Source organism: Corynebacterium callunae, assembly GCF_046592015.1.
GTDB classification, from domain to species: domain Bacteria; phylum Actinomycetota; class Actinomycetes; order Mycobacteriales; family Mycobacteriaceae; genus Corynebacterium; species Corynebacterium callunae_A.
The window spans coordinates 465,284-485,448 of record NZ_JAWVOB010000001.1; the positions used below are offsets into that span (position 1 = coordinate 465,284).

General features: G+C 52.7%; 19 protein-coding genes. 15 read left to right on the forward strand and 4 right to left on the reverse strand.

Annotated elements, in window-relative coordinates; all coding sequences use genetic code 11:
• Positions 1 to 44: 44 nt before the first annotated feature.
• From rpsB to SFC07_RS02170, 5 genes are all read left to right on the forward strand, one after another.
• Positions 45 to 836 carry a 30S ribosomal protein S2 gene (rpsB, locus tag SFC07_RS02150; protein WP_411206577.1) on the forward strand — a complete coding sequence of 264 codons (792 nt, stop codon included), beginning with the start codon at positions 45 to 47 and terminating at the stop codon, positions 834 to 836.
• A 222-nt stretch (positions 837 to 1,058) separates the two neighbouring features.
• Entirely contained in the window at positions 1,059 to 1,886 is an 828-nt protein-coding gene (gene tsf / locus SFC07_RS02155; RefSeq protein ID WP_411206578.1) for a translation elongation factor Ts, read from the forward strand.
• Positions 1,887 to 2,233: 347 nt separating this feature from the next.
• Positions 2,234 to 2,965 carry a UMP kinase gene (pyrH, locus tag SFC07_RS02160; RefSeq protein WP_015651580.1) on the forward strand — a complete coding sequence of 244 codons (732 nt, stop codon included), beginning with the start codon at positions 2,234 to 2,236 and terminating at the stop codon, positions 2,963 to 2,965.
• 66 nt (positions 2,966 to 3,031) lie between these two features.
• Positions 3,032 to 3,589, forward strand: a complete 558-nt coding sequence (frr, locus tag SFC07_RS02165; RefSeq protein WP_411206579.1) for a ribosome recycling factor — start codon at positions 3,032 to 3,034, stop codon at positions 3,587 to 3,589.
• Positions 3,590 to 3,740: 151 nt separating this feature from the next.
• A complete protein-coding gene (locus SFC07_RS02170) occupies positions 3,741 to 4,634 on the forward strand; it encodes a phosphatidate cytidylyltransferase (protein ID WP_411206580.1) in 894 nt (297 codons plus the stop codon).
• 169 nt (positions 4,635 to 4,803) lie between these two features.
• Here SFC07_RS02170 and SFC07_RS02175 read toward each other — a convergent pair whose 3' ends face one another.
• Positions 4,804 to 5,259 carry a lipopolysaccharide assembly LapA domain-containing protein gene (locus SFC07_RS02175; protein WP_411206581.1) on the reverse strand — a complete coding sequence of 152 codons (456 nt, stop codon included), beginning with the start codon at positions 5,257 to 5,259 and terminating at the stop codon, positions 4,804 to 4,806.
• Between the two features lie 92 nt (positions 5,260 to 5,351).
• Between SFC07_RS02175 and rlmN the strand changes: the two genes are divergently transcribed.
• The 3 genes from rlmN to SFC07_RS02190 all read left to right on the forward strand — a co-directional run bounded on the left by rlmN (position 5,352) and on the right by SFC07_RS02190 (position 9,060).
• The gene (gene rlmN / locus SFC07_RS02180; protein ID WP_411206582.1) at positions 5,352 to 6,449 is read left to right on the forward strand and encodes a 23S rRNA (adenine(2503)-C(2))-methyltransferase RlmN; all 1,098 of its coding nucleotides are present in this window, start codon (positions 5,352 to 5,354) and stop codon (positions 6,447 to 6,449) included.
• Positions 6,450 to 6,619: 170 nt separating this feature from the next.
• Positions 6,620 to 7,474 carry an ABC transporter ATP-binding protein gene (locus SFC07_RS02185; RefSeq protein WP_411206583.1) on the forward strand — a complete coding sequence of 285 codons (855 nt, stop codon included), beginning with the start codon at positions 6,620 to 6,622 and terminating at the stop codon, positions 7,472 to 7,474.
• Complete coding sequence (locus SFC07_RS02190; RefSeq protein WP_411206584.1) at positions 7,474 to 9,060, forward strand: hypothetical protein; 1,587 nt, start codon at positions 7,474 to 7,476, stop codon at positions 9,058 to 9,060. Before SFC07_RS02185 ends, SFC07_RS02190 begins: the two co-directional genes overlap by 1 nt.
• A 58-nt stretch (positions 9,061 to 9,118) precedes the next feature.
• On the opposite strand, the gene SFC07_RS02195 is transcribed toward SFC07_RS02190, so the two are convergent.
• On the reverse strand, positions 9,119 to 9,571 hold the full coding sequence (locus tag SFC07_RS02195) for a DUF2631 domain-containing protein (RefSeq protein WP_411206585.1): 453 nt from the start codon (positions 9,569 to 9,571) through the stop codon (positions 9,119 to 9,121).
• A gap of 225 nt (positions 9,572 to 9,796) precedes the next feature.
• Between SFC07_RS02195 and dxr the strand changes: the two genes are divergently transcribed.
• From dxr to ispG, 3 genes are all read left to right on the forward strand, one after another.
• The gene (gene dxr, locus SFC07_RS02200) at positions 9,797 to 10,990 is read left to right on the forward strand and encodes a 1-deoxy-D-xylulose-5-phosphate reductoisomerase (RefSeq protein WP_411206586.1); all 1,194 of its coding nucleotides are present in this window, start codon (positions 9,797 to 9,799) and stop codon (positions 10,988 to 10,990) included.
• A 22-nt stretch (positions 10,991 to 11,012) separates the two neighbouring features.
• Positions 11,013 to 12,227 (forward strand): M50 family metallopeptidase, encoded by a 1,215-nt coding sequence (locus tag SFC07_RS02205; RefSeq protein WP_411206587.1) that lies wholly within the window; start codon positions 11,013 to 11,015, stop codon positions 12,225 to 12,227.
• Positions 12,228 to 12,379: 152 nt separating this feature from the next.
• Positions 12,380 to 13,561 (forward strand): flavodoxin-dependent (E)-4-hydroxy-3-methylbut-2-enyl-diphosphate synthase, encoded by a 1,182-nt coding sequence (gene ispG / locus SFC07_RS02210; protein ID WP_411206588.1) that lies wholly within the window; start codon positions 12,380 to 12,382, stop codon positions 13,559 to 13,561.
• On the opposite strand, the gene SFC07_RS02215 is transcribed toward ispG, so the two are convergent.
• Both SFC07_RS02215 and SFC07_RS02220 read right to left on the reverse strand, forming a co-directional pair.
• On the reverse strand, positions 13,551 to 14,276 hold the full coding sequence (locus SFC07_RS02215) for an ABC transporter ATP-binding protein (RefSeq protein WP_411206589.1): 726 nt from the start codon (positions 14,274 to 14,276) through the stop codon (positions 13,551 to 13,553). The genes ispG and SFC07_RS02215 overlap by 11 nt on opposite strands.
• 56 nt (positions 14,277 to 14,332) lie before the next feature.
• Positions 14,333 to 15,379: an FtsX-like permease family protein gene (locus SFC07_RS02220; RefSeq protein ID WP_411206590.1), complete on the reverse strand. Its 1,047-nt coding sequence runs from the start codon at positions 15,377 to 15,379 to the stop codon at positions 14,333 to 14,335.
• A gap of 109 nt (positions 15,380 to 15,488) precedes the next feature.
• Between SFC07_RS02220 and SFC07_RS02225 the strand changes: the two genes are divergently transcribed.
• From SFC07_RS02225 to map, 4 genes are all read left to right on the forward strand, one after another.
• A complete protein-coding gene (locus SFC07_RS02225) occupies positions 15,489 to 16,622 on the forward strand; it encodes a sensor histidine kinase (RefSeq protein WP_411206591.1) in 1,134 nt (377 codons plus the stop codon).
• Complete coding sequence (locus tag SFC07_RS02230) at positions 16,615 to 17,247, forward strand: response regulator (protein ID WP_411206592.1); 633 nt, start codon at positions 16,615 to 16,617, stop codon at positions 17,245 to 17,247. The genes SFC07_RS02225 and SFC07_RS02230 overlap by 8 nt, the downstream gene beginning before the upstream one ends.
• Positions 17,248 to 17,312: 65 nt before the next feature.
• Positions 17,313 to 19,178, forward strand: coding sequence for a penicillin-binding transpeptidase domain-containing protein (locus SFC07_RS02235; RefSeq protein WP_411206593.1), 1,866 nt, complete (start codon positions 17,313 to 17,315; stop codon positions 19,176 to 19,178).
• 39 nt (positions 19,179 to 19,217) lie between these two features.
• Positions 19,218 to 20,102 (forward strand): type I methionyl aminopeptidase, encoded by an 885-nt coding sequence (gene map / locus SFC07_RS02240; RefSeq protein WP_411206594.1) that lies wholly within the window; start codon positions 19,218 to 19,220, stop codon positions 20,100 to 20,102.
• Positions 20,103 to 20,165 lie beyond the last annotated feature (63 nt).

Below are 20,165 nucleotides of genomic sequence, written 5' to 3' on the forward strand. Positions count from 1 at the left end.
AATTTCCAAAACCGAAACCCTTAGACTTATGAAAGGGGCTTACCATGGCAGTTGTAACCATGCGAGAGCTTCTCGACGCTGGTGTGCACTTTGGCCACCAGACCCGCCGTTGGAACCCAAAAATGCGCCGCTTCATCTTCACCGAGCGCAATGGCATCTACATCATTGACCTGCAGCAGACCCTGACCTTCATTGACCAGGCTTTTGAGTTCGTCAAGGAGACCGTCGCTCACGGCGGAACTGTCCTCTTCGTTGGTACCAAGAAGCAGGCTCAGGAAGCTGTACAGGTTGAAGCTGACCGCGTTGGCATGCCTTATGTTAACCACCGTTGGCTCGGCGGTATGCTCACCAACTTCCAGACCGTTTCCAAGCGTCTGAACCGCATGAAGGAACTTCAGGCGATGGACGAGGCTGAGAACGGCTACGAGGGTCGCACCAAGCGCGAAATCCTCATGCTTACCCGTGAGCGCATCAAGCTTGAGCGCGTCCTCGGCGGTATCGCTGAAATGACCCGCGTGCCTTCCGCACTGTGGATCATTGACACCAACAAGGAGCACATCGCGGTTGCTGAAGCTCACAAGCTCAACATCCCTGTTGTTGCAATTCTGGACACCAACTGTGACCCAGATGTCGTTGATTTCCCAGTTCCTGGTAACGACGACGCAATCCGCTCCACCGCTCTGCTTTCCCGCGTCATCTCCACCGCTGTGGAAGAGGGCAAGAAGGCTCGCGAAGAGCGTCAGCTAGCAGCTGCTAAGGAAGCTGCAGGCGAGGCTAAGACTGAAGAAGCATCTGCTGCTGAGGCAGAGGCTGAGCAGGAGACCGCAGCTGAATAAGCTGCAGTAAATTGCTACAGTTTTGCTGACCACCAAGCCCCCACGACGATGGAACTTTAACTATAAAATTTCACGCTGTGGGGGCTTTTTGAGCAGCCACCCTGCCACGTCAACACGAATTTGCATGTACGATCTGCATATAGACGGGCGGGTAGGGCAGTTGTGCCCTAACCTAGGCTTGTAAAGCATTAATTATCCATAAATAAGGAGGATCGCCCCCTAATGGCGAACTACACCGCTGCGGATGTTAAGAAGCTCCGCGAACTCACTGGTTCCGGCATGCTTGACTGCAAGAAGGCACTTGAGGAGTCCGCTGGCGACTTCGACAAGGCTGTTGAGATCCTGCGCATCAAGGGTGCAAAGGACGTCGGAAAGCGCGCTGAGCGCAACGCTACCGAGGGTCTTATTGCAGTTTCCGGCAACACCATGATCGAGGTTAACTCCGAGACCGACTTCGTTGCTAAGAACGCAGAATTCAAGGAATTCGCTGCCAAGGTTGCTGACGCTGCTGCTGCAGCTAAGGCTAACTCTCAGGAAGAGCTGGCAGCTGTTGACCTCGACGGCCAGACCGCAGACCAGGCTTTGCAGGAATTCTCCGCAAAGATCGGTGAGAAGCTTGAGCTTCGTCGCGCAGTAACCCTCGAGGGCGAGCAGACCGCTGTTTACCTACACCAGCGTTCCGCTGACCTGCCACCAGCAGTTGGCGTTTTGGTTGCTTTCACCGGCGAAGGTGAAGCTGCTGAGGCTGCTGCACGTCAGGCTGCAATGCAGGTTGCTGCACTGAAGGCTGCTTACCTCACCCGCGAAGATGTTCCTGCTGAGGTTGTTGAGAAGGAACGCTCCATCGCAGAGCAGATCACCCGCGAAGAAGGAAAGCCAGAGCAGGCTATTCCAAAGATCGTTGAGGGTCGTTTGAACGGCTTCTACAAGGAAAACGTTCTGCTCGAGCAGGCTTCCGTCGCTGACAACAAGAAGACCGTTAAGGCTCTTCTGGACGAGGCTGGCGTTACCATTACCTCCTTCGCCCGCTTTGAGGTTGGCCAGGCTTAAGTTAAGCCTTTGAGGAACTCATATTCCTCAACGATATGCCTCCAATTTTGGCGTTGATAGTTATCAACGCCGGAGTGAACATCATTTTCCCCACGTATCAATTTTCCTTAGATGCGTGGGGTTAGTTTTGTCCAGAGTTCCCGGCTCTATTGCTCGGTGTGACTTTTGGAAAATTCAATAAAATCAGCGATTAGCCAAGTCTTGTCGCAGCTATCTAACAGGTCGATGTAAGATCGGAACCCAGGAATAGGGACGCCCCGAAAATTTTTCTGTGTTTTAGGAAAATGGGGAGCACCTCCTGCCGATTTGAGCGGCTGCTAATACCCCTACCGAAGGAGAACACCACGGTGACCACCTCGAGTGAACAACCCCGTACCGGCTTTAAACGAGTGATGTTGAAGCTCGGAGGTGAAATGTTTGGTGGTGGAAAAGTCGGAATTGATCCTGACGTTGTAGACAACGTCGCAAAGCAAATTGCCGAAGTTGCTAAGGGCGGTGCAGAAATCGCAGTCGTCATTGGTGGCGGCAACTTCTTCCGCGGTGCTGAACTACAGCAGCGCGGCATGGATCGCGCCCGCTCTGACTACATGGGAATGCTCGGAACCGTCATGAACTGCCTGGCCCTTCAGGACTTCCTGGGACAGCACGGTGTTGAATGTCGCGTGCAGACCGCAATCAATATGGCGCAGGTCGCTGAGCCATATTTGCCACTGCGTGCAGAGCGTCACCTGGAAAAGGGCCGCGTTGTCATTTTCGGTGCAGGTATGGGTATGCCATATTTCTCCACCGATACCACCGCTGCTCAGCGTGCCCTTGAGATCGGCTGCGATGTGCTGTTGATGGCTAAGGCCGTGGACGGAGTTTATAGCGATGATCCTCGCACCAACCCAGACGCAGAGCTCTTTACCGAGATCACTCCAAAGGAAGTAATCGAAAAGGGCCTCAAGGTAGCAGACGCAACTGCATTTAGTCTGTGCATGGACAACAAGATGCCAATCCTCGTCTTCAACTTGCTCACCGAGGGCAACATTGCCCGCGCAGTTAATGGCGAACGTATCGGTACTCTTGTCGAGTCCTGATAGATTAATTATTAACTTTAGGCTTCCGCAGGAAGTCCCAAGCTGCGAGAGCACAGGAGAAAAATTATGATTGATGAGATTCTTTTTGAAGCAGAAGAGCGAATGACCTCTACTGTTGAGCACACCCGCGAAGACCTCACCACCATTCGTACCGGTCGCGCAAACCCATCCATGTTTAATGGCGTGATGGCTGAATACTACGGCACTCTCACCCCAATTACACAGATGTCCAGCATCTCAGTTCCAGAGCCACGTATGCTGCTCATCAAGCCTTATGAGATGTCCTCTATGCAGGTTATTGAAAATGCAATCCGCAACTCTGACCTTGGTGTTAACCCCACCAACGATGGTCAGGTCCTGCGTGTAACCATTCCACAGCTCACCGAAGAGCGTCGTAAGGAAATGGTCAAGATGGCTAAGGCTAAGGGCGAAGACGGAAAGATTGCTGTCCGTAACGTCCGCCGCAAGGGCATGGATCAGCTGAAGAAGCTGCAAAAGGATGGCGACTCTGGTGAGGATGAAGTCCAGGCAGCTGAAAAAGAACTAGACAAGGTCACCGCTCGCTATGTTGAGCAGATCGATGAAGTAGTTGCCAAGAAGGAAAAGGAATTGATGGACGTCTAAAGACGGACATTAGTTTGAAAATGAAAACGTCGTTTCATCGTCGAGCTGGCGGAGAGACGACGCTTTCTTCTGTTTGCGGTGGTTGCTCAGCATAAGAACCTAAAAGCTGGCACCATCAGAGTGAGATTTACCCCAACATCAAGGAGAGCCCATGAGCGAACCGGAGCAACATCACCGGTCCATGCGGATGCCCAAACCGAAAAATAACGCGGGCAGGAATCTAAAAGCCGCCGTTGGCGTCGGAGTAGGTTTGGCCATTTTGGTTCTCCTAGGCATCATCCTCAGCCCCTGGGGTTGGTACATCGTAGTCGCCGGTGCCGTCGCAGCGGGAACCTGGGAAGTAGGTAGCCGGCTTAAGGAAAGTGGCTACCACCTCCCAATGCTCATCATGCTGCTAGGTGGCCAAGCCATTGTGTGGGCCTCGTGGCCTTTGGGCACGGTCGGTATCCTGGCATCTTATGTGGCGACAGTATTGGTGCTGATGTATTTCAGAATCTTCTACAACGGTGCAGATAAAGAGGCCCGCAACTATTTGCGAGACACCTCCGTTGGTATCTTTGTGCTCACGTGGATTCCGCTCTTCGGTAGCTTCGCAGCCATGCTGTCCTTGATGGAAAATAACTCTGTACCGGGAATTTTCTTCATCATGACCTTCATGCTGTGCGTAGTGGGTTCAGACGTTGGAGGTTATGCCGCCGGAGTATTTTTCGGTTCCCATCCCATGGCTCCACTGGTAAGCCCCAAAAAATCTTGGGAGGGCTTTGCTGGATCAGTGGCCCTTGGCGCTTTAACAGGTGCCCTCTGCGTGCATTTTTTGCTTGAACATCACTGGTGGTTGGGCGTAATCCTCGGATTTGCCCTGGTAGTTTGCGCAACTTTGGGTGACCTCGTGGAGTCCCAATTTAAGCGCGATCTGGGAATTAAAGATATGTCTAACTTGCTGCCCGGCCACGGTGGAATCATGGACCGCCTCGATGGCATGTTGCCAGCAGCAATGGTGACCTGGTTGATTTTGAGCGTGGTCAGCAGCTCTTACCCCGCCTAAACACCTGCGGGCACCGGTAGCGCGGGCAGCGCCCGCACCAACGGGGAACCTGTCCTAGTTAAGCCCGCAGCGGGTGATAGACACAAAAGTGGCGTTGTACTTGTCCATCTCTAATAGAGATACAAATACAACGCCACTTTTAATTAGTGATCGCAGGGTCGCCGTAGTTTTATAGCGCCTTACGCAGCTTCTTGATCTGACGACGGTACTCAAACATACGCACGCCGCCGACCAAAGCCATGATCAAAGCGCCAGTTACAGCAGCAAGCAGGAAACCAATTCCGGCTGGGAATTGGAAGGACCAGGTAAAGAGATTAAGCTCAACGCTGGTTTGATTTTGCATAATGAAAATCAAAAGACCAATGAGTAGAATTGCTCCAATGATCAAAGCCACCCAGGTTCCACCGGCAACGGTCTTACCTGAAGCCACTTCTGGCTGTTTGTTGGCAGCAGAGTGGTCGATCTCCTCACGGATGGCTGGTGTGTTTGCAGACACTTCTGGGTTTGTTGAAATTTCTTGAGCTTCAAACTCGTTGTACTCACCGTTACCCGCATACGCTGGGTCAAAACCGGTGGGAAGGTCTTGTGAATTGGACACATTAGGTTCCACTGGTTTATTGCTCATACAGCCATTGAACTAGGTTAAATCATATTTCGCCACTCATTGACTAAATTCAAGTTCAACAATTCCATAACATCTGAAAGAATAGGGACATTATGGCAACTCCTGTACCCCTGGTTTTTAACGCTCCCAAGCGTGGCATGCCCCCGGCCCACTTCGCAGACCTCACCACTGAGGAGCGCATTGAGGCTCTTAAAGAACTAGGCCTTCCAAAATTCCGCCTCGACCAAATTGCCCGCCACTACTACGGCAGGCTCGAAGCCGACCCAACAACAATGACAGATCTTCCTGAAAGCGCCCGCGAAGAAGTCAAAAAAGCGCTCTTCCCAACCCTGATGGAGCCTTTGAAAGTCATTCACACCGATGACGATCAAACCCAGAAGACCCTGTGGAAGCTGCACGACGGCACCTTGCTGGAATCTGTGCTCATGCGCTACCGCGACCGTTCCACCCTGTGTATCTCCTCCCAGGCTGGTTGTGGCATGGCGTGTCCATTCTGCGCCACCGGCCAGGGTGGCCTGGACCGCAACCTTTCCACCGGCGAAATTGTCGACCAGGTCCGCAACGCTGCCGCAACCATGCAGGCCGAAGGCGGCCGCCTATCCAACGTCGTATTCATGGGCATGGGCGAGCCACTGGCCAACTACAAGCGCGTGGTATCTGCCGTGCGACAGATCACCCAGCCATCCCCACAGGGATTTGGCATCTCACAGCGCAGCGTCACCGTTTCCACCGTAGGTTTAGCGCCGGCAATCAGGAAGCTTGCCGACGAAGACATGTCGGTTACTCTCGCGGTGTCTTTGCACACTCCAGATGACGAACTGCGTGATACCTTGGTTCCGATTAACAATCGTTGGTCTGTTGCTGAGGTTTTGGATGCAGCACGTTATTACGCTGATAAGTCCGGCCGTCGTGTCTCTATTGAGTACGCACTCATCCGCGACGTCAATGATCAGGACTGGCGTGCAGACATGCTGGGCGAAAAGCTCCATAAGGCTTTGGGATCCCGCGTTCACGTCAACCTCATTCCTTTGAACCCAACTCCAGGCTCTGAATGGGATGCTGCTCCTAAGGAGCGACAGGATGAATTTGTTCGTCGTGTTATTGCCAAGGGTGTTCCTTGTACCGTTCGTGATACCAAGGGACAAGAAATTGCGGCCGCTTGTGGCCAGCTAGCTGCTGAAGAGAAGTAGCCACCACTTAAAGAAAATGGGCTTATCCTCCACAACAGATGGGGGATAAGCCCATTACGTTTTGGTAAAGTCAATGCCTCTCTATTTTCTCTCTGGTAGCGTCGAGACGAAAACGCATACCAATAGCAACACTGAAAAACTTGTGCTGTGCAGCGAAAAGGAGAAAAGTGATGAATGAAACTCCGCCGTCCTCGCAAACAAACAAAGAGGAAACAAAAGTCTGCCCGGTAGATCCAAGTACGCAGGCTCTAGCACTTCGCGGGCTGACCAAGGAATACAACGGAACAGTTGTCGTTAATAACATTTCCCTCGACATTCCCATCGGCGCGATTTATGGCATCGTCGGCCCCAATGGTGCTGGCAAGACCACGATGCTCTCCATGGCTACAGGTCTATTGCGCCCAACTAAGGGCAGCGCCTGGATCGCTGGAGCAAATGTATGGGATGAACCTTTAGCCGCTAAGAAATCCATGGGACTCCTCGCAGATGGTTTTCCTATTTTTGATCGCTTATCCGGCAGGGAACTGCTGAGCTATGTGGGCGCTCTAAGGGGTTTAAAAGAGGATGTGGTCCAGCAACGCAGTACTGAGCTTTTGACTGCACTGGGGCTTGCTGAGGCAGGGGATAAGCGGATCGTTGATTACTCCGCGGGCATGACCAAGAAGATCCTCTTGGCTCAAGCCCTTTTACATAATCCTCAGGTATTGATCCTCGATGAACCTTTGGAAGCTGTGGATCCTGTTTCAGGACGATTGATCCAACAAATCCTGCGTAACTTCGCTGCAGCCGGTGGCACCGTAGTGCTGAGCTCCCACGTCATGGAACTGGTTGAAGGCTTATGCGATCATGTCGCCATCATTAATAAGGGCGTGGTGGAATTAGCCTCCCATGTTAAAGACATCACCTCAGAGAAATCACTGACAGATCTTTTTGTAGACATCGTTGGCGGAGCAGCCCTCGCCGAAGGCAGCCTCTCCTGGCTGGGCGGTGTGGCTAAAGAATCACCGCAGGTGGAGGACAAATAATGACTTCAACATTGTTAAAACTCCAGGCAATCTTGTGGAAACGCAGTATCAAAGGCAATAGTGCCGCGATCGTCATGATCCTTTTTATTGCCTTTTATAGTCTGATCGGCCTGCTCGGCTTAAGCGCACTGCTTATCACCGGCATATATGAGCAACAGCATGGGGTATTGGCTGGGGTAGTGGCAACGGGCATGCTGGCTTATGTAGTTGCCGCCATAATGTGGCCTTCCGGCGAGGGCCAACTACAGGTTGCCTCCTTTGCCACGATGCCATTAAAACCAACGCAGCTTTTGCCCGGTTTCGCCATTAGTACAGTAATGCAATCGCGGGGCATCACCGCCGTGGTGTGTACCGTGGTCACTGCGATTATTTGCAGTATTTATTATGATCCGGTGCTGATTCCCCTGGTATGGATCATGCTCGCAATTTCTCTCCTAACCACCTTGGCCTTGGGAGAAATCCTCAGCTTGCTGGCGTCGAGTTCTTCCTCTCGCGTAAGCAAAGAAAGAATGAGCCTTGTTGCCACATTAGGCTTCGTTTTCATCATTATTGGCTACAACATGCTTATTGGTTCAGGCTCTCTTAATCGAATCGAAGCCTTTGGAGATATTGCCAAGTGGACCCCAGTGGGAGCCTCGGCTGGAGCAATTGAAGCGGCCGCTCAAGGATACTGGTGGGAAGCCTTGCTCTTGGTCGCATTGTCCCTAGCCTATGTTGCTCTAGGAGTCTGGGCCTGGATTGCACTCCTGAAAGCAGGGCTGAGCGCTCCACTAGATCAAGGTGGTAGGAGCACCAAGGATGCTGCCAAAAAAGACACCAAAGAATCAGGCAGAACTCTCTTGCTACCAGGCGTTGCATGGTCACCGGCAGGAGCAGTTTTCTCGCGTTCACTCAAATACCTAGTGCGCGATTCTAGACTCTTAGCCTCTTTAGTGATGCTTCCAGTTTTTGCAGTACTTTTTGCCTTTCAAGGCATCACAATTGAAGCATCGTTGGTCTATGTTGGGTTGGTGCTCCTAGCAGCATTTTCCGGCATGTTGGCCACCAATGACTTTGGTTATGATGGTCCATCCACCTGGCTGAATATGGTTTCTGGAGTGCCTGCTAAAACCCTCCTTTTAGCGCGGCACTGGGCATCAATGGTGCCTGGCGTACTGGTGTTCTTAGTGGATATCCCCGTTGTGTTTATCATCGCCAAAGATAGCTTGCTCTCAGCAGTTATAGCAGTGATCGCGCTGGGAATCCTTTTCTCCACAGCAGCGGTGTCCTTGCTAATGACAACCTTTAATCCTTATCCCACGGCAAAACCAGGAACCAGCCCTTGGGGTGATCGCAGCGGATATTCTGCGGCTGCTTTTGTCGGCGCTTTTGGTTCACTATTTTTGGGCTGGATTCCCGCAGCACCTGGAATTGCCTTGAGCGTTATTGGTTTAACAGCCGAGATGACCTGGCTGCTTATCATTGGCCAAGTTCTGGCAGTGTTCATTCCAGCGCTGGCGTACCTGGCCATTATCAGGATGTGTGGGCGCAGAGTAGAAGAACGTTTGCCTGAGATCTTCGACAAGGTCAAAACTCCAGTCTCCTAAAACATCCAAAAAGAGGCGGACCGAAAATATTCGGTCCGCCTCTTTTAGCAACTAAAACTTAGTTGTTGAGCTCCTTGGAGGAGTCTGCAGAATCAACTGCACGCAGGTGAGCAACACGCTCAGGTGCAACGTTGATGGAACGAAGCTGGGCATCAGTGAGGTTACCCCAGGTGCCGGTGAGGGTTGCCTGGTCGTAGGTCCAGTCCGGCTCAACGTGGCCAACTGGCTTGTTGTGAGCGGTGATGGTGCGAACCTGGGAAAGCTTTGGCTCAAAGAGGTGGATCAGCAATCCAATGACAATGAGTGCAGTGATTACGAGGAGCCAAATGGTCTCAACGTGACCCTTGTGGTTACCAAAGTTGTAGCCAAGCAGGAACAACACGGAGATCCAACCAGCGATCTGGGTGGTTTGGCGCTTCAGGCCGTGCCATCCCCAGGCAGCCGAAGGCTCATCAAGGGTGGATACACCGCGGTAGATCTCGGGCTCAATCATGTGGGAGGAACCAGCCACGTCATACTCCTTTATTCGCGCACTCGATTCGATCCAAAACCTGGAGAACCGCATACGCACCTACAGAACTTGTTTAACTTTCTCTATATTCTCACATTTATCGCGGTCAAGCTAAAAATTTGGGTATCCACGCAAGGGTTATCTAAAAAATCCACCAAAAGATACAGCTTTTCCTGCACACTTCTGGCATTTGGCTTCTCAACACATCACTTTGGATTGCCCCAAATGGGTGTAAGAATAGATGTCGTGATCAAAAAAATTCTCATCCTAGGTAGTACCGGCTCCATTGGAACCCAAGCTTTAGAAGTTATCGCAGATAATCCACAGCTTTTTGAAGTTGTTGGTATTGCAGCTGGAGGCTCGGATCCAGCTCTGGTTATTAGCCAGGCACAAAGCTTAGGCCTCAAGCCAGAACAAGTGGCTATCGCAAATACAGAAGCGGCACAGGAAATTAGCGCAGCGCTCGGCGGTGACGTTATTAGTGGGGCAGATGCAGCCAAAATCTTGGTGGAGGAAACCCCAGCAGATACGGTGCTAAATGCTCTGGTCGGTTCCCTAGGCCTGGCAGCAACACTTGCAACCCTCAAGTCCGGTGCCTATTTGGCGTTGGCCAATAAGGAATCCTTGGTCGCCGGTGGTGATTTTGTGATCTCACAGGCCAAACCAGGACAGATTATTCCGGTTGATTCTGAGCATTCTGCAATGGCACAGTGCCTGCGGTCTGGAACCAAGAATGAGGTAGCGAGGATTGTGCTCACTGCTTCAGGTGGGCCTTTCCGTGGCTGGACGCGGGAACAAATGTGGGATGTCATCCCGCAGCAGGCGGCAGCTCACCCCACCTGGTCCATGGGGCAGATGAATACTCTTAATTCAGCCACCCTTATTAATAAGGGATTGGAGCTTATTGAGGCCACTCTGCTTTTTGATACGGATGCAGACCTTATAGATGTAACAGTCCATCCGCAGTCGATTATTCACTCGATGATTACCTTCACCGATGGCGCAACTATCGCGCAAGCATCACCACCTTCGATGAAGCTACCTATTGCACTGGCTCTGGACTGGCCACACCGAGTGCCACAGGCGCAGCCAGCGCTTGACTTTAGTCAAGCGTTTTCCTGGACTTTTGAACCGGTTGACTCCCACGCCTTCCCTGCGGTGCAACTGGCTCGGGACGTCGCAAAGCAAAAAGGTACCTACCCGGCTGTATATAACGCGGCGAATGAGGAGGCAGCTGCCGCGTTTTTGCAGGGTCGGATCCATTTTCCGCAGATTGTTGATGTTGTCGATGAGGTTCTCCAAGGGGCTTCCCAGTTTGCTGGTGTACCCTCAAACGTCGACGATATTTTGGCTACGGAAGCCGAGGCGCGCCGTCGGGCGAATGCTTTGGTAGACACCTTGGCCATTAATACAAAATAGAAAATGAAGGAGCTTCCCCCTCGTGGCAGCCTATCTTTTTGGTGTCGTTTTATTTTTCCTCGGCATCGCCCTAACCATTGCACTTCACGAGTGGGGGCACTACATCACCGCGAAAATGTTCGGGATGAAAGTGCGACGCTTCTTCATCGGATTTGGGCCCACCCTATTTTCCAAACAACGTGGTGAAACCGTCTACGGCTTAAAAGTAATTCCGGTGGGCGGATTTTGTGATATTGCCGGTATGACCGCCCAAGACGAGCTTGACCCTGCCGATCAAGCTCGTGCAATGTACCTTAAGCCCTGGTGGCAGCGCATTATTGTGCTCTCCGGCGGCGTGATCATGAACATCATTATCGGCTTTGTGGTGCTCTACGCCGTGGCCGTTGGCTCGGGCATTCCCAACCCCAACGTGGATACCACCGCAACTGTGGACACTGTCCAGTGCGTGCCACAGACCCAGCTTTCCCAAACTGAACTGTCCAGCTGTACCGGCGTGGGTCCCGCCGGCGAGGCCGGCATTGAGTCCGGCGACCGTATCCTGGCCGTTAATGGCGAGCAAACCGCAGACTTCACTGCGGTCCGCGATGCTGTTTTGAACCTGCCGGGCCAGACTGCCACCCTCACCATTGAGCGTGCCGGGGAGCGTTTCGACGTAAACCTGCAGGTGGCGGAGGTTACTCGTCTAACTACTGATGGTAGGGAAGTAACCGTTGGCGCTGTAGGAATGACTAGCCTGCCTCCGACCGATGTATATAAGAAGTACGGCCCACTTGAAGCTGTGGGTGCAACTGCACAATTTAGTACCGATATGTTGCAAGCCACCTTGGAGGGACTGAAGGAATTCCCCGCCAAGATCCCTGGCGTGGTGGCTTCAATCTTTGGTGCTGAACGCGATGTGGAAAGCCCCATGAGTGTGGTTGGAGCTTCTCGTATTGGTGGCGAATTTGTTGAACGCTCCATGTGGGATATGTTCCTCATGATGCTGGCCAGCCTAAACTTCTTCCTGGCACTATTTAACCTGGTACCGCTGCCTCCACTCGATGGCGGACATATCGCCGTGGTGCTTTATGAAAAGGTGCGAGATCTCTTCCGCAAGATGCGTGGCTTGGCACCTGCAGGTCCTGCTGATTACACCAAGCTGATGCCGATTACTGTCACCGTGGCCGCCATTCTTATGACCGTTGGTGGCCTGGTGATCGTGGCGGATATTGTGAACCCGATTCGACTCTTTGGCTAAGACAGCTGCAAGCAGGGAATTGCTTGCAGCTGGAAATGGTTAGAGCCGATGACGGTGATACACTTTCCACATAACTGACTATCACCCAGAACATTTTCCGGCAGGGCACAGGAAACCTCTGGACGCCACTGCCACTTCTAGGAGCATGTAACTTGTCTATCCCAATTGGCCTTGGCCTTCCTCCAACTCCACCACCAGTTTTGGCACCACGTCGTAAGACCCGCCAGCTAATGGTCGGCAAAGTTGGCGTTGGTTCGGACTACCCAATCTCGGTACAGTCCATGACCACCACCAAGACCCACGATGTGAACGCCACCCTGCAGCAAATTGCGCAGCTTACTGCATCTGGTTGCGATATTGTGCGCGTTGCTTGTCCTAAAACTGTGGACGCAGAAGCACTGCCAATTATCGCCAAGAAGTCTCCAATCCCCGTGATTGCAGATATTCACTTCCAGCCTAAGTACATCTTTGCCGCAATCGACGCTGGCTGTGCAGCGGTTCGTGTGAACCCCGGCAATATTAAGGAATTTGATGGCCGTGTGAAGGAAGTAGCTAAGGCTGCTGCTGACGCCAACATCCCAATCCGCATTGGTGTAAACGGCGGTTCCCTGGATAAGCGCATTCTGGATAAGTACAACGGTAAGGCCACCCCAGAAGCACTTGTGGAATCTGCACTGTGGGAAGCTAGCCTCTTTGAAGAAAATGGCTTCCAGGACATTGCTATCTCTGTAAAGCACTCCGACCCAGTGTTGATGGTCGAAGCCTACCGTCAGCTCGCTGAGGTTAGTGATTACCCGCTGCACCTTGGTGTTACCGAGGCTGGCCCTAAGTTCATGGGTACTATCAAGTCCTCCGTAGCCTTCGGCGCATTGCTCTCCCAGGGCATTGGCGATACCATCCGTGTTTCCCTCTCTGCAGATCCAGTTGAGGAAATCAAGGTTGGTGACCAGATTCTACAGTCCTTGAACCTGCGTCCTCGTAAGCTGGAAATCGTTTCCTGCCCATCCTGTGGCCGTGCACAAGTTGATGTGTACTCCCTGGCTGAGGAAGTTACCGAAGCTCTAGACGGGATGGAAGTTCCGCTGCGTGTTGCCGTTATGGGCTGTGTGGTTAATGGTCCTGGCGAAGCACGCGATGCTGATCTGGGTGTGGCTTCAGGCAACGGTAAGGGCCAGATCTTTGTTAAAGGCGAAGTTGTTAAGACCGTCCCTGAGTCCCAAATTGTGCAGACCCTCATTGAAGAGGCAATGCGCTTGGCAGAGGAGATGGACCCAGAGGTTCTCGCAGCTGCCAGCGCATCAGGAATGAAGGCGGAAGTAAAGGTTACAAAGTAGCCGGAATTTTCCCCTGATTTAACACTCGACCGTCGACAAGTTCGATATGACGGTCGAGTGTTTTTATTTGCTCCATATCATGGCTGACATAGAGACTGGCAGCCTCAAAGTCATGAGCCATGGACACAATCAACTGGGTAATCTCGCGAGCTGAAGTCTGGTCCAGCGCAGCGGTTGGTTCGTCGACAAGCAAAAGGTCGGGCTCATTCATGAGCGCTCGCGCCAGGTTAACGCGCGCCTGCTGGCCGCCAGAAAGCTCACCAACTTTGCGTTGAGCAATATCTGGCAAACCAATAGCGGCCAAAAGATCCTGTGCCTTGCGCTGGTAGTGGCTTTTTTGGGAAGGCGATAGCGGCAGCACGCGACCCAGGTGAGGGATGAGCATGAGCTGATCAATAACTCGCAGCGAAGGCAAGAGGTTGGGTTGTTGGAATACAATGCCGATATGTTCACGGCGTAATTGTGCTGCGTGCTTGCTGTTTTTAAGGTTCAGTAGATCAACTGAGGTGGTGGCGGTTTCTAGCACTGCTGTGCCGGAATCAGCCGCTTGCAGGCATCCCAGAACTCCCAGCAGCGTGGATTTACCAGAGCCAGAGGGGCCGACGATGCCCACGACCTCGCCGGAGTTGATGTTTAGGGACACATCATTGAGCAGCGTGCGGGATTTTGTGCCATCGGCAACGGTGAGGTTGATATGTGCAGCGTGGAGGGACATTTTTTCTTCTTTCTACTGGGGTTTTAAGCGGACCAGGGCCAGCACGGCAGGGGGAGTTAGGCGTTCATCAGTGCGCTGCGCGGTTCAACCCGCAAGATGGGGCCTAAGGAAAGTGCTGCGCCAGCTAGACCACAGAGCGCCAGGATCAATGCAGGGTAAAGGGTGGTCGCAGTTGAGATCACAACTGGAAGGGCAGCTCCTAGGCCAAGGGCCAAGGCGATGGTGAAGCCCACGCCTAAAGCGATTCCGATAAAGAGGACCACTAAAGCTTGTCCGATAGCATCGGCGATGAGGACACGCCGGGCAGCTCCCAAGGCACTGGCAATTGAGATGCCTCGCAGGCGTTGAATCGTCCACACCATAAAGAAGGCGCCGAGAACCAATCCGGAAATGATGTACAGCATCACAATCATGAGATTGAGCGACATTTGTTCGCCCTGGTAGGACGCAGATGCCTGCCATCTATCGGAACTGTGGAGGGCAATCGTGCCTGCGGGCAGCGAGGAGGTGGAGCTTGCATCAATGAAGGCAGCAGCCGGGCCTTGTACACCACGGGCTTGAGCTAGCTGTGCGAGGTCAGAAGTACTAAGCACAATGACAGGGAGGTGATCTAAATAGAGATCATTGGCGGAGTTGATGACGGTACCGGCTGTGCCCGTGGAGTCTCCCGTGGAGTCTCCCGTGGAGTCTCCCGTGGAGCCTCCTGTGGAGTTTCCGCTGGAAAACTGGGCGAGGGCCTGCACTGAATCAACCTCAGCAGGCAGAGAGATTTCACCCGGCTTCAGCTCGGAGGAGTTGAGCAGCATAACCGGGGTATCGCCCAGACGATCGCGCACCTGCCACAGTGGTTGCGCACCTGCTTGTTCCAACTGCTCCATAGTATTGGCATCAAGGGTGGAAGCTGATAGGGAAGTGGAACCGGAATCTGCCAGCACCAAGTCCTTATCGCCAGCGAGATATTGCAGGGCAGACACTGATTGATGGCTCAGCCCTGCGGTAAGAGCGGAGAGGAAGGTCACCATGATGGCAATCAGCCCGACGGTGACCGTAATGAGCAGCGTGCGGCCTTTAGCAGCGGAGAGTTCTTTAATTCCTTGAAACATAGTTCAAGTTTCTGCTATTTTTCACGCGCGGAATTCGGGCTGGAGTCGATACTTTGACTCCGACCTAAGTCGGATTCGCCCTCACCCCTTAATCGACTAGGTTAGTTCTGTGAGCACCAACCAAATGACCCTTTCCCGCATCGAATCCGTGTTGACCTGGGGTTTACATCTGCTCATTGCAGTCTTGTTAATTCTGGTGCTCTGGCGTGCCGATCACTGGAGCATGTGGCTTTTAGCCTTTGCCTACGCCACGTTCTACCTGCTTGGCGTCATCCCGCGCGGCCCGCTCTTCAACCACCGCCTGCTGTGGATTGTGCTGCTCTGCACCATCTGGATCGGCCTAATCTGGGATGGGCCCGAGCCCGCCTACCTGGCCTTTCCCATGTTTTTTCTCATTGTCCTCCATACCTCTCCACTGCGTTCGGCACTAATAATCGCGCTCATAACCGCCATCGCCATCGCAGCCCTGTCCGTGCACCTCGGCTTCTCCGTCGGTGTAGTCACCGGCCCCGCACTCGGCGCCGCCGTGGCGTGGATCCTGGGCACCTGTTTTCAGTTATTGGCAACCACCGTCAAGGAGCTTGTCGACGCGCGCACCGCGGCGATCCGGGCGTCGAAAAGCGCCGGCGAGTTGGCAGAAAGAGCCCGCATAGCGGGCGAAATTCATGACACAGTGGCGCAAGGGCTTTCCTCAATTCAGATGCTTTTACATGCCGCGGAAAAACGCGTGAGTGATCCGCAGGCGCTGGCGCAGCTGCAATTAGCGCGCCAAACAACGGCGGAAAACCTGGCTGAAACGCGCAATATTATTGCAGCACTACAACCGCAGCCCCTGGTCGGTGCGACCCTACCGGTGGCTCTTGCGCGAGTGGCCGCCAATACGCCGATGGGGGAGCGAATTAGTTTTGCTGTAGATGGTATGGCTAGACAACTGCCCGATCAGATGGAAGCTGATATTGTGCGTATTGCACAAACACTGGTGGGAAATGTGCTGCGACATTCTCAAGCCCAGAGCGCAAAAATGACTCTGACCTATCAACCCGATCAAATATTGCTGGATGTGCTTGATGATGGGATCGGCTTTGATGTGCCTGCAGTGTTAAGTGGTAGTTCAGTTGGGCTACCGACCGCGCAAAAACGCGCGGAAAAATACGGTGGCAGCATTATTATTGAATCTTCGCCCGGCGCTGGTACCGGAATTTCCCTGTGCATTCCCCATCTCGAAAGGACCTCCCATGATTAGAATCTTGCTTGCCGATGATCATCCCGTGGTGCGCGCCGGGTTGGCATCTTTGATTAGCGGTGAGCCCGATTTTCTCATTGTCGATTCCGTGGGCAGCCCAGCTGAAGCGCTGCAGATTGCCGCTGAAGGTGGAGTTGATGTAGTGCTTATGGATCTGCGCTTTGGTGATTCTCCCGGTACAGCTCAAGCCGCCGGGGTAGAAGCTACGCGCCAGCTGCGAGCTCTAGACAATCCGCCACAGGTGCTGGTGGTGACCAATTATTCCACCGATGGTGATGTAGTGGGTGCTGTTTCTGCAGGTGCAGTGGGATATTTGCTCAAAGACAGCTCACCTGCGGAGCTGATTTCCGGCATTCGCGATGCTGCCCGCGGAGAATCAGTACTTTCACGTCAGGTGGCCAGCAAAATTATGGGACGCATGAATAATCCCATGACAGCGCTCAGCCCTCGAGAATTGGAGGTGCTGCACTTGGTTTCCGAAGGTAAAAGTAATCGCGAAATTGCCAAGAAATTAGTGCTTACTGAGGCCACCGTGAAAAGTCATATGGGCCATGTTTTTAATAAATTGGATGTCACCTCGCGGACAGCTGCAGTGGCAGAGGCCAAACAACGCGGCATCATTTAATGCACTTTGGGTATCTGTCGGAGTGGGTGCACGGAGGTTTCGACATTCATTGTTAGTATGCAGCCATGAACAAGGCACAGCGCACGTCATTTTTGGCACTCTGCCTGACGGTGACTATCTCCGCCAGCGGTCTTAGTGCCTGCACTCCGCGGCCTGAAACCGCTGATCCTATTGCCCAAGAGTTTCTCACCGCTTGGGCTGAGCAAGATTATGAGACGATCTCAGAGATTAGCGATCAGGCAGAAACCACCACCAGCGCTTTAGAAAGCACCTTTTCTGGTCTCCAAGCTGAGGGCGTGGAGCTGACTTTGGAATCAGTTGATTCCCGTGATTCCATTGCCACCGCAAAATACCTGGTGAATTGGGATTTGCCGCGGGATCGAAACCTGGAATATGAATCCTCCATGGCATTGACCAAAACTGGTAATGATTGGACCGTGCGTTGGCAGCCTTCCCTTTTACATCCGCAATTGGGCGCTAATCAGCATTTGGAATTGCGTTCCATTGAAGCCCAAAGAGCCAATGTGATTTCCTCTGATGGAGCTCCCGTGTTGGCTCCGGGCAGTGTGTACCGCATTCTTATTGATCCCACTACTGCTGATAATGCAGAGACCGCGATCAAAAGAGTGGCAGCAGAGCTTGATGCAGCACGCGTCACCGATAGCACCGTGCCCTCTATTGATAGTGCAGACGTCTTGAGCAACTTGGGAGATTCCACATACTCTCTGGCTGTGGTTAATTCCACGCTGGGAGAGAAAATGCAGCAAGATCTTGCCGGTATACCCGGGCTAGTGTTTAACGAGGAAGCAGCCATGGTTGCCACTGATCCAACCTTCGCCCCTGACATCGTTTCCCGCGTGGGTAGCATTGTCGACGAAGAACTTGACGGTTCGAATGGTTGGCGAGCCTCCATCGTGACCTCTAATGGTGCGATTATTAGCGATGTATCCTATAACGCCCCGGAATTGGCTCCCAGCGTGCGTATTAGCCTTGACCACGATGTGCAAAGAGCAGCAGAAGAAGCTGTGGAATTGCGGTCCGGAAATAAAACCATGCTGGTAGCTATGCGTCCTTCCACCGGTGAAATTTTGGCCATCGCCCAAACCGCGGAAGCGGACAAGGACGGAGACGTAGCGCTAACCGGCCAATATCCACCGGGATCTACCTTTAAGATCATTACCGCAGCGGCTGGCTTAGCTCATCAGGGCTTGAGCCCCGACAGCATTGTGCCGTGTCCAGGCACAATGAATATCTACGGCCGAATTGTAACCAACTACAATAGCTTCTCCCTGGGCAACACCTCCCTCGATGATGCCTTTGCCAGTTCCTGTAACACCACCTTTGCCAATATCTCCACCGAACTTGAACCCGGCCAGCTCAAGGATGTAGCTAAGCAATTTGGTTTGGGTATTGACTATGAAATCCCTGGTCTTGATACCATTACCGGTTCGGTGCCAGAAGGCGAAGTAGTTTTGGACCGAACCGAGTCTGGTTATGGTCAGGGCCTTGACCTTGCAAGTCCTTTTGGAATGGCCTTAGTTGCTTCCACTGCAGCGACTGGCCGCGTTCCCACCCCGACTTTGATCTCCGGACATGAAACCAAGGTGAGCGCCACTGTTCCTCCACTTGATCCGGTAGTTTTGAGTTCTTTGCAATCAATGATGCAATCAGTGGTGACGGACGGTACTGCGCGAGGCATGAGACAGACCGGTCCACAGATCTATGGCAAAACTGGTGAAGCTGAAATTAATGAAGGCTCCCATGCCTGGTTTACTGGATATCGCGAAGACGATATCGCTTTTGCCACCTTGGTGGTTTTGGGCGGTGGCTCTGAAGCAGCAACCGCAGTAACCGATCAATTTTTTGTGCGCCTTGATGAATTGCGAGCTCAGGGTGAAGTACCCACAGCACCGGTGGGGTCAACTGAATAGCAATCCCGAATTTAGAAGCTCCCGTGATGGGGGACTAGCATGGGAAATATGTCTAGTCTGCGTGCACCGATTGTCCCTGGAAAACTTTCTCCCATTAGGGAGGTACCTGCGCATATTGAACGACCTGAATATGTGTGGAAAGACGAAGTTCAAGAGGCCATTGGTGAGCCTTTTGTTCAAACACCTGAGGTCATTGAAGCAATGCGCGAAACCTCACGCATTGCGGCAAACTCCCTAAAAATTGCTGGCGAGGCCGTAAAACCCGGCGTTACCACCGATGAGATTGACCGTATTATCCACGAATACACCTGCGATATGGGTGCTTATCCTTCTGACTTGGGGTACCGAGGCTTTAAGAAGTCCTCGTGCATCTCCCTCAATGAGATCGTGTGCCACGGTATTCCTTCCTCCACTGTGATTGAAGAAGGCGACATTGTGAATATCGATGTCACTGCTTTTAAGCACGGCGTCCATGGAGACTGCAATGCTACCTTCCTAGCTGGCGAGGTTTCTGAAGAGCACCGTCTCCTGGTTGAGCGCACTGAGGAAGCTATGATGCGCGCTATTCGTGCAGCTAAGCCGGGTCGCGAAATCAACGTTATCGGCCGTGTGATTGAATCCTATGCCAAGCGTTTTGGCTATAACGTGGTCCGGGATTTTACCGGCCACGGCATTGGACCAACCTTCCACAATGGACTTGTTGTGTTGCACTATGACAACACCCAGTACCGAGATTTACTGGTTCCGGGCATGACCTTGACCATCGAGCCAATGATCAACCTCGGCTCCCTGGACTATGAAATCTGGGAAGATGATTGGACTGTGCAAAACAAGGATCATAAGTTCTCCGCCCAGTTCGAGCACACCATCGTGATTACTGAGGATGGAAATGAAATCCTGACGCTGCCAGATGAAAGCGTATAAGCTTTTATAATTTTTGGCGATTGCCACCAGACTTCGGTGACATAAAAACCAGCTACCGTGCAT

Bases quoted from the DNA above. Each gene is read 5' to 3' on its own strand.
- SFC07_RS02185 (WP_411206583.1), top strand. From the start codon at position 6,620: ATGAATGAAACTCCGCCGTCCTCGCAAACAAACAAAGAGGAAACAAAA.
- frr (WP_411206579.1), top strand. From the start codon at position 3,032: ATGATTGATGAGATTCTTTTTGAAGCAGAAGAGCGAATGACCTCTACT.
- SFC07_RS02175 (WP_411206581.1), bottom strand. From the start codon at position 5,259: ATGAGCAATAAACCAGTGGAACCTAATGTGTCCAATTCACAAGACCTT.
- rpsB (WP_411206577.1), top strand. From the start codon at position 45: ATGGCAGTTGTAACCATGCGAGAGCTTCTCGACGCTGGTGTGCACTTT.
- SFC07_RS02235 (WP_411206593.1), top strand. From the start codon at position 17,313: ATGAACAAGGCACAGCGCACGTCATTTTTGGCACTCTGCCTGACGGTG.
- tsf (WP_411206578.1), top strand. From the start codon at position 1,059: ATGGCGAACTACACCGCTGCGGATGTTAAGAAGCTCCGCGAACTCACT.
- SFC07_RS02170 (WP_411206580.1), top strand. From the start codon at position 3,741: ATGAGCGAACCGGAGCAACATCACCGGTCCATGCGGATGCCCAAACCG.
- SFC07_RS02215 (WP_411206589.1), bottom strand. From the start codon at position 14,276: ATGTCCCTCCACGCTGCACATATCAACCTCACCGTTGCCGATGGCACA.
- SFC07_RS02230 (WP_411206592.1), top strand. From the start codon at position 16,615: ATGATTAGAATCTTGCTTGCCGATGATCATCCCGTGGTGCGCGCCGGG.
- SFC07_RS02190 (WP_411206584.1), top strand. From the start codon at position 7,474: ATGACTTCAACATTGTTAAAACTCCAGGCAATCTTGTGGAAACGCAGT.
- rlmN (WP_411206582.1), top strand. From the start codon at position 5,352: ATGGCAACTCCTGTACCCCTGGTTTTTAACGCTCCCAAGCGTGGCATG.
- dxr (WP_411206586.1), top strand. From the start codon at position 9,797: ATGGGTGTAAGAATAGATGTCGTGATCAAAAAAATTCTCATCCTAGGT.
- map (WP_411206594.1), top strand. From the start codon at position 19,218: ATGGGAAATATGTCTAGTCTGCGTGCACCGATTGTCCCTGGAAAACTT.
- SFC07_RS02220 (WP_411206590.1), bottom strand. From the start codon at position 15,379: ATGTTTCAAGGAATTAAAGAACTCTCCGCTGCTAAAGGCCGCACGCTG.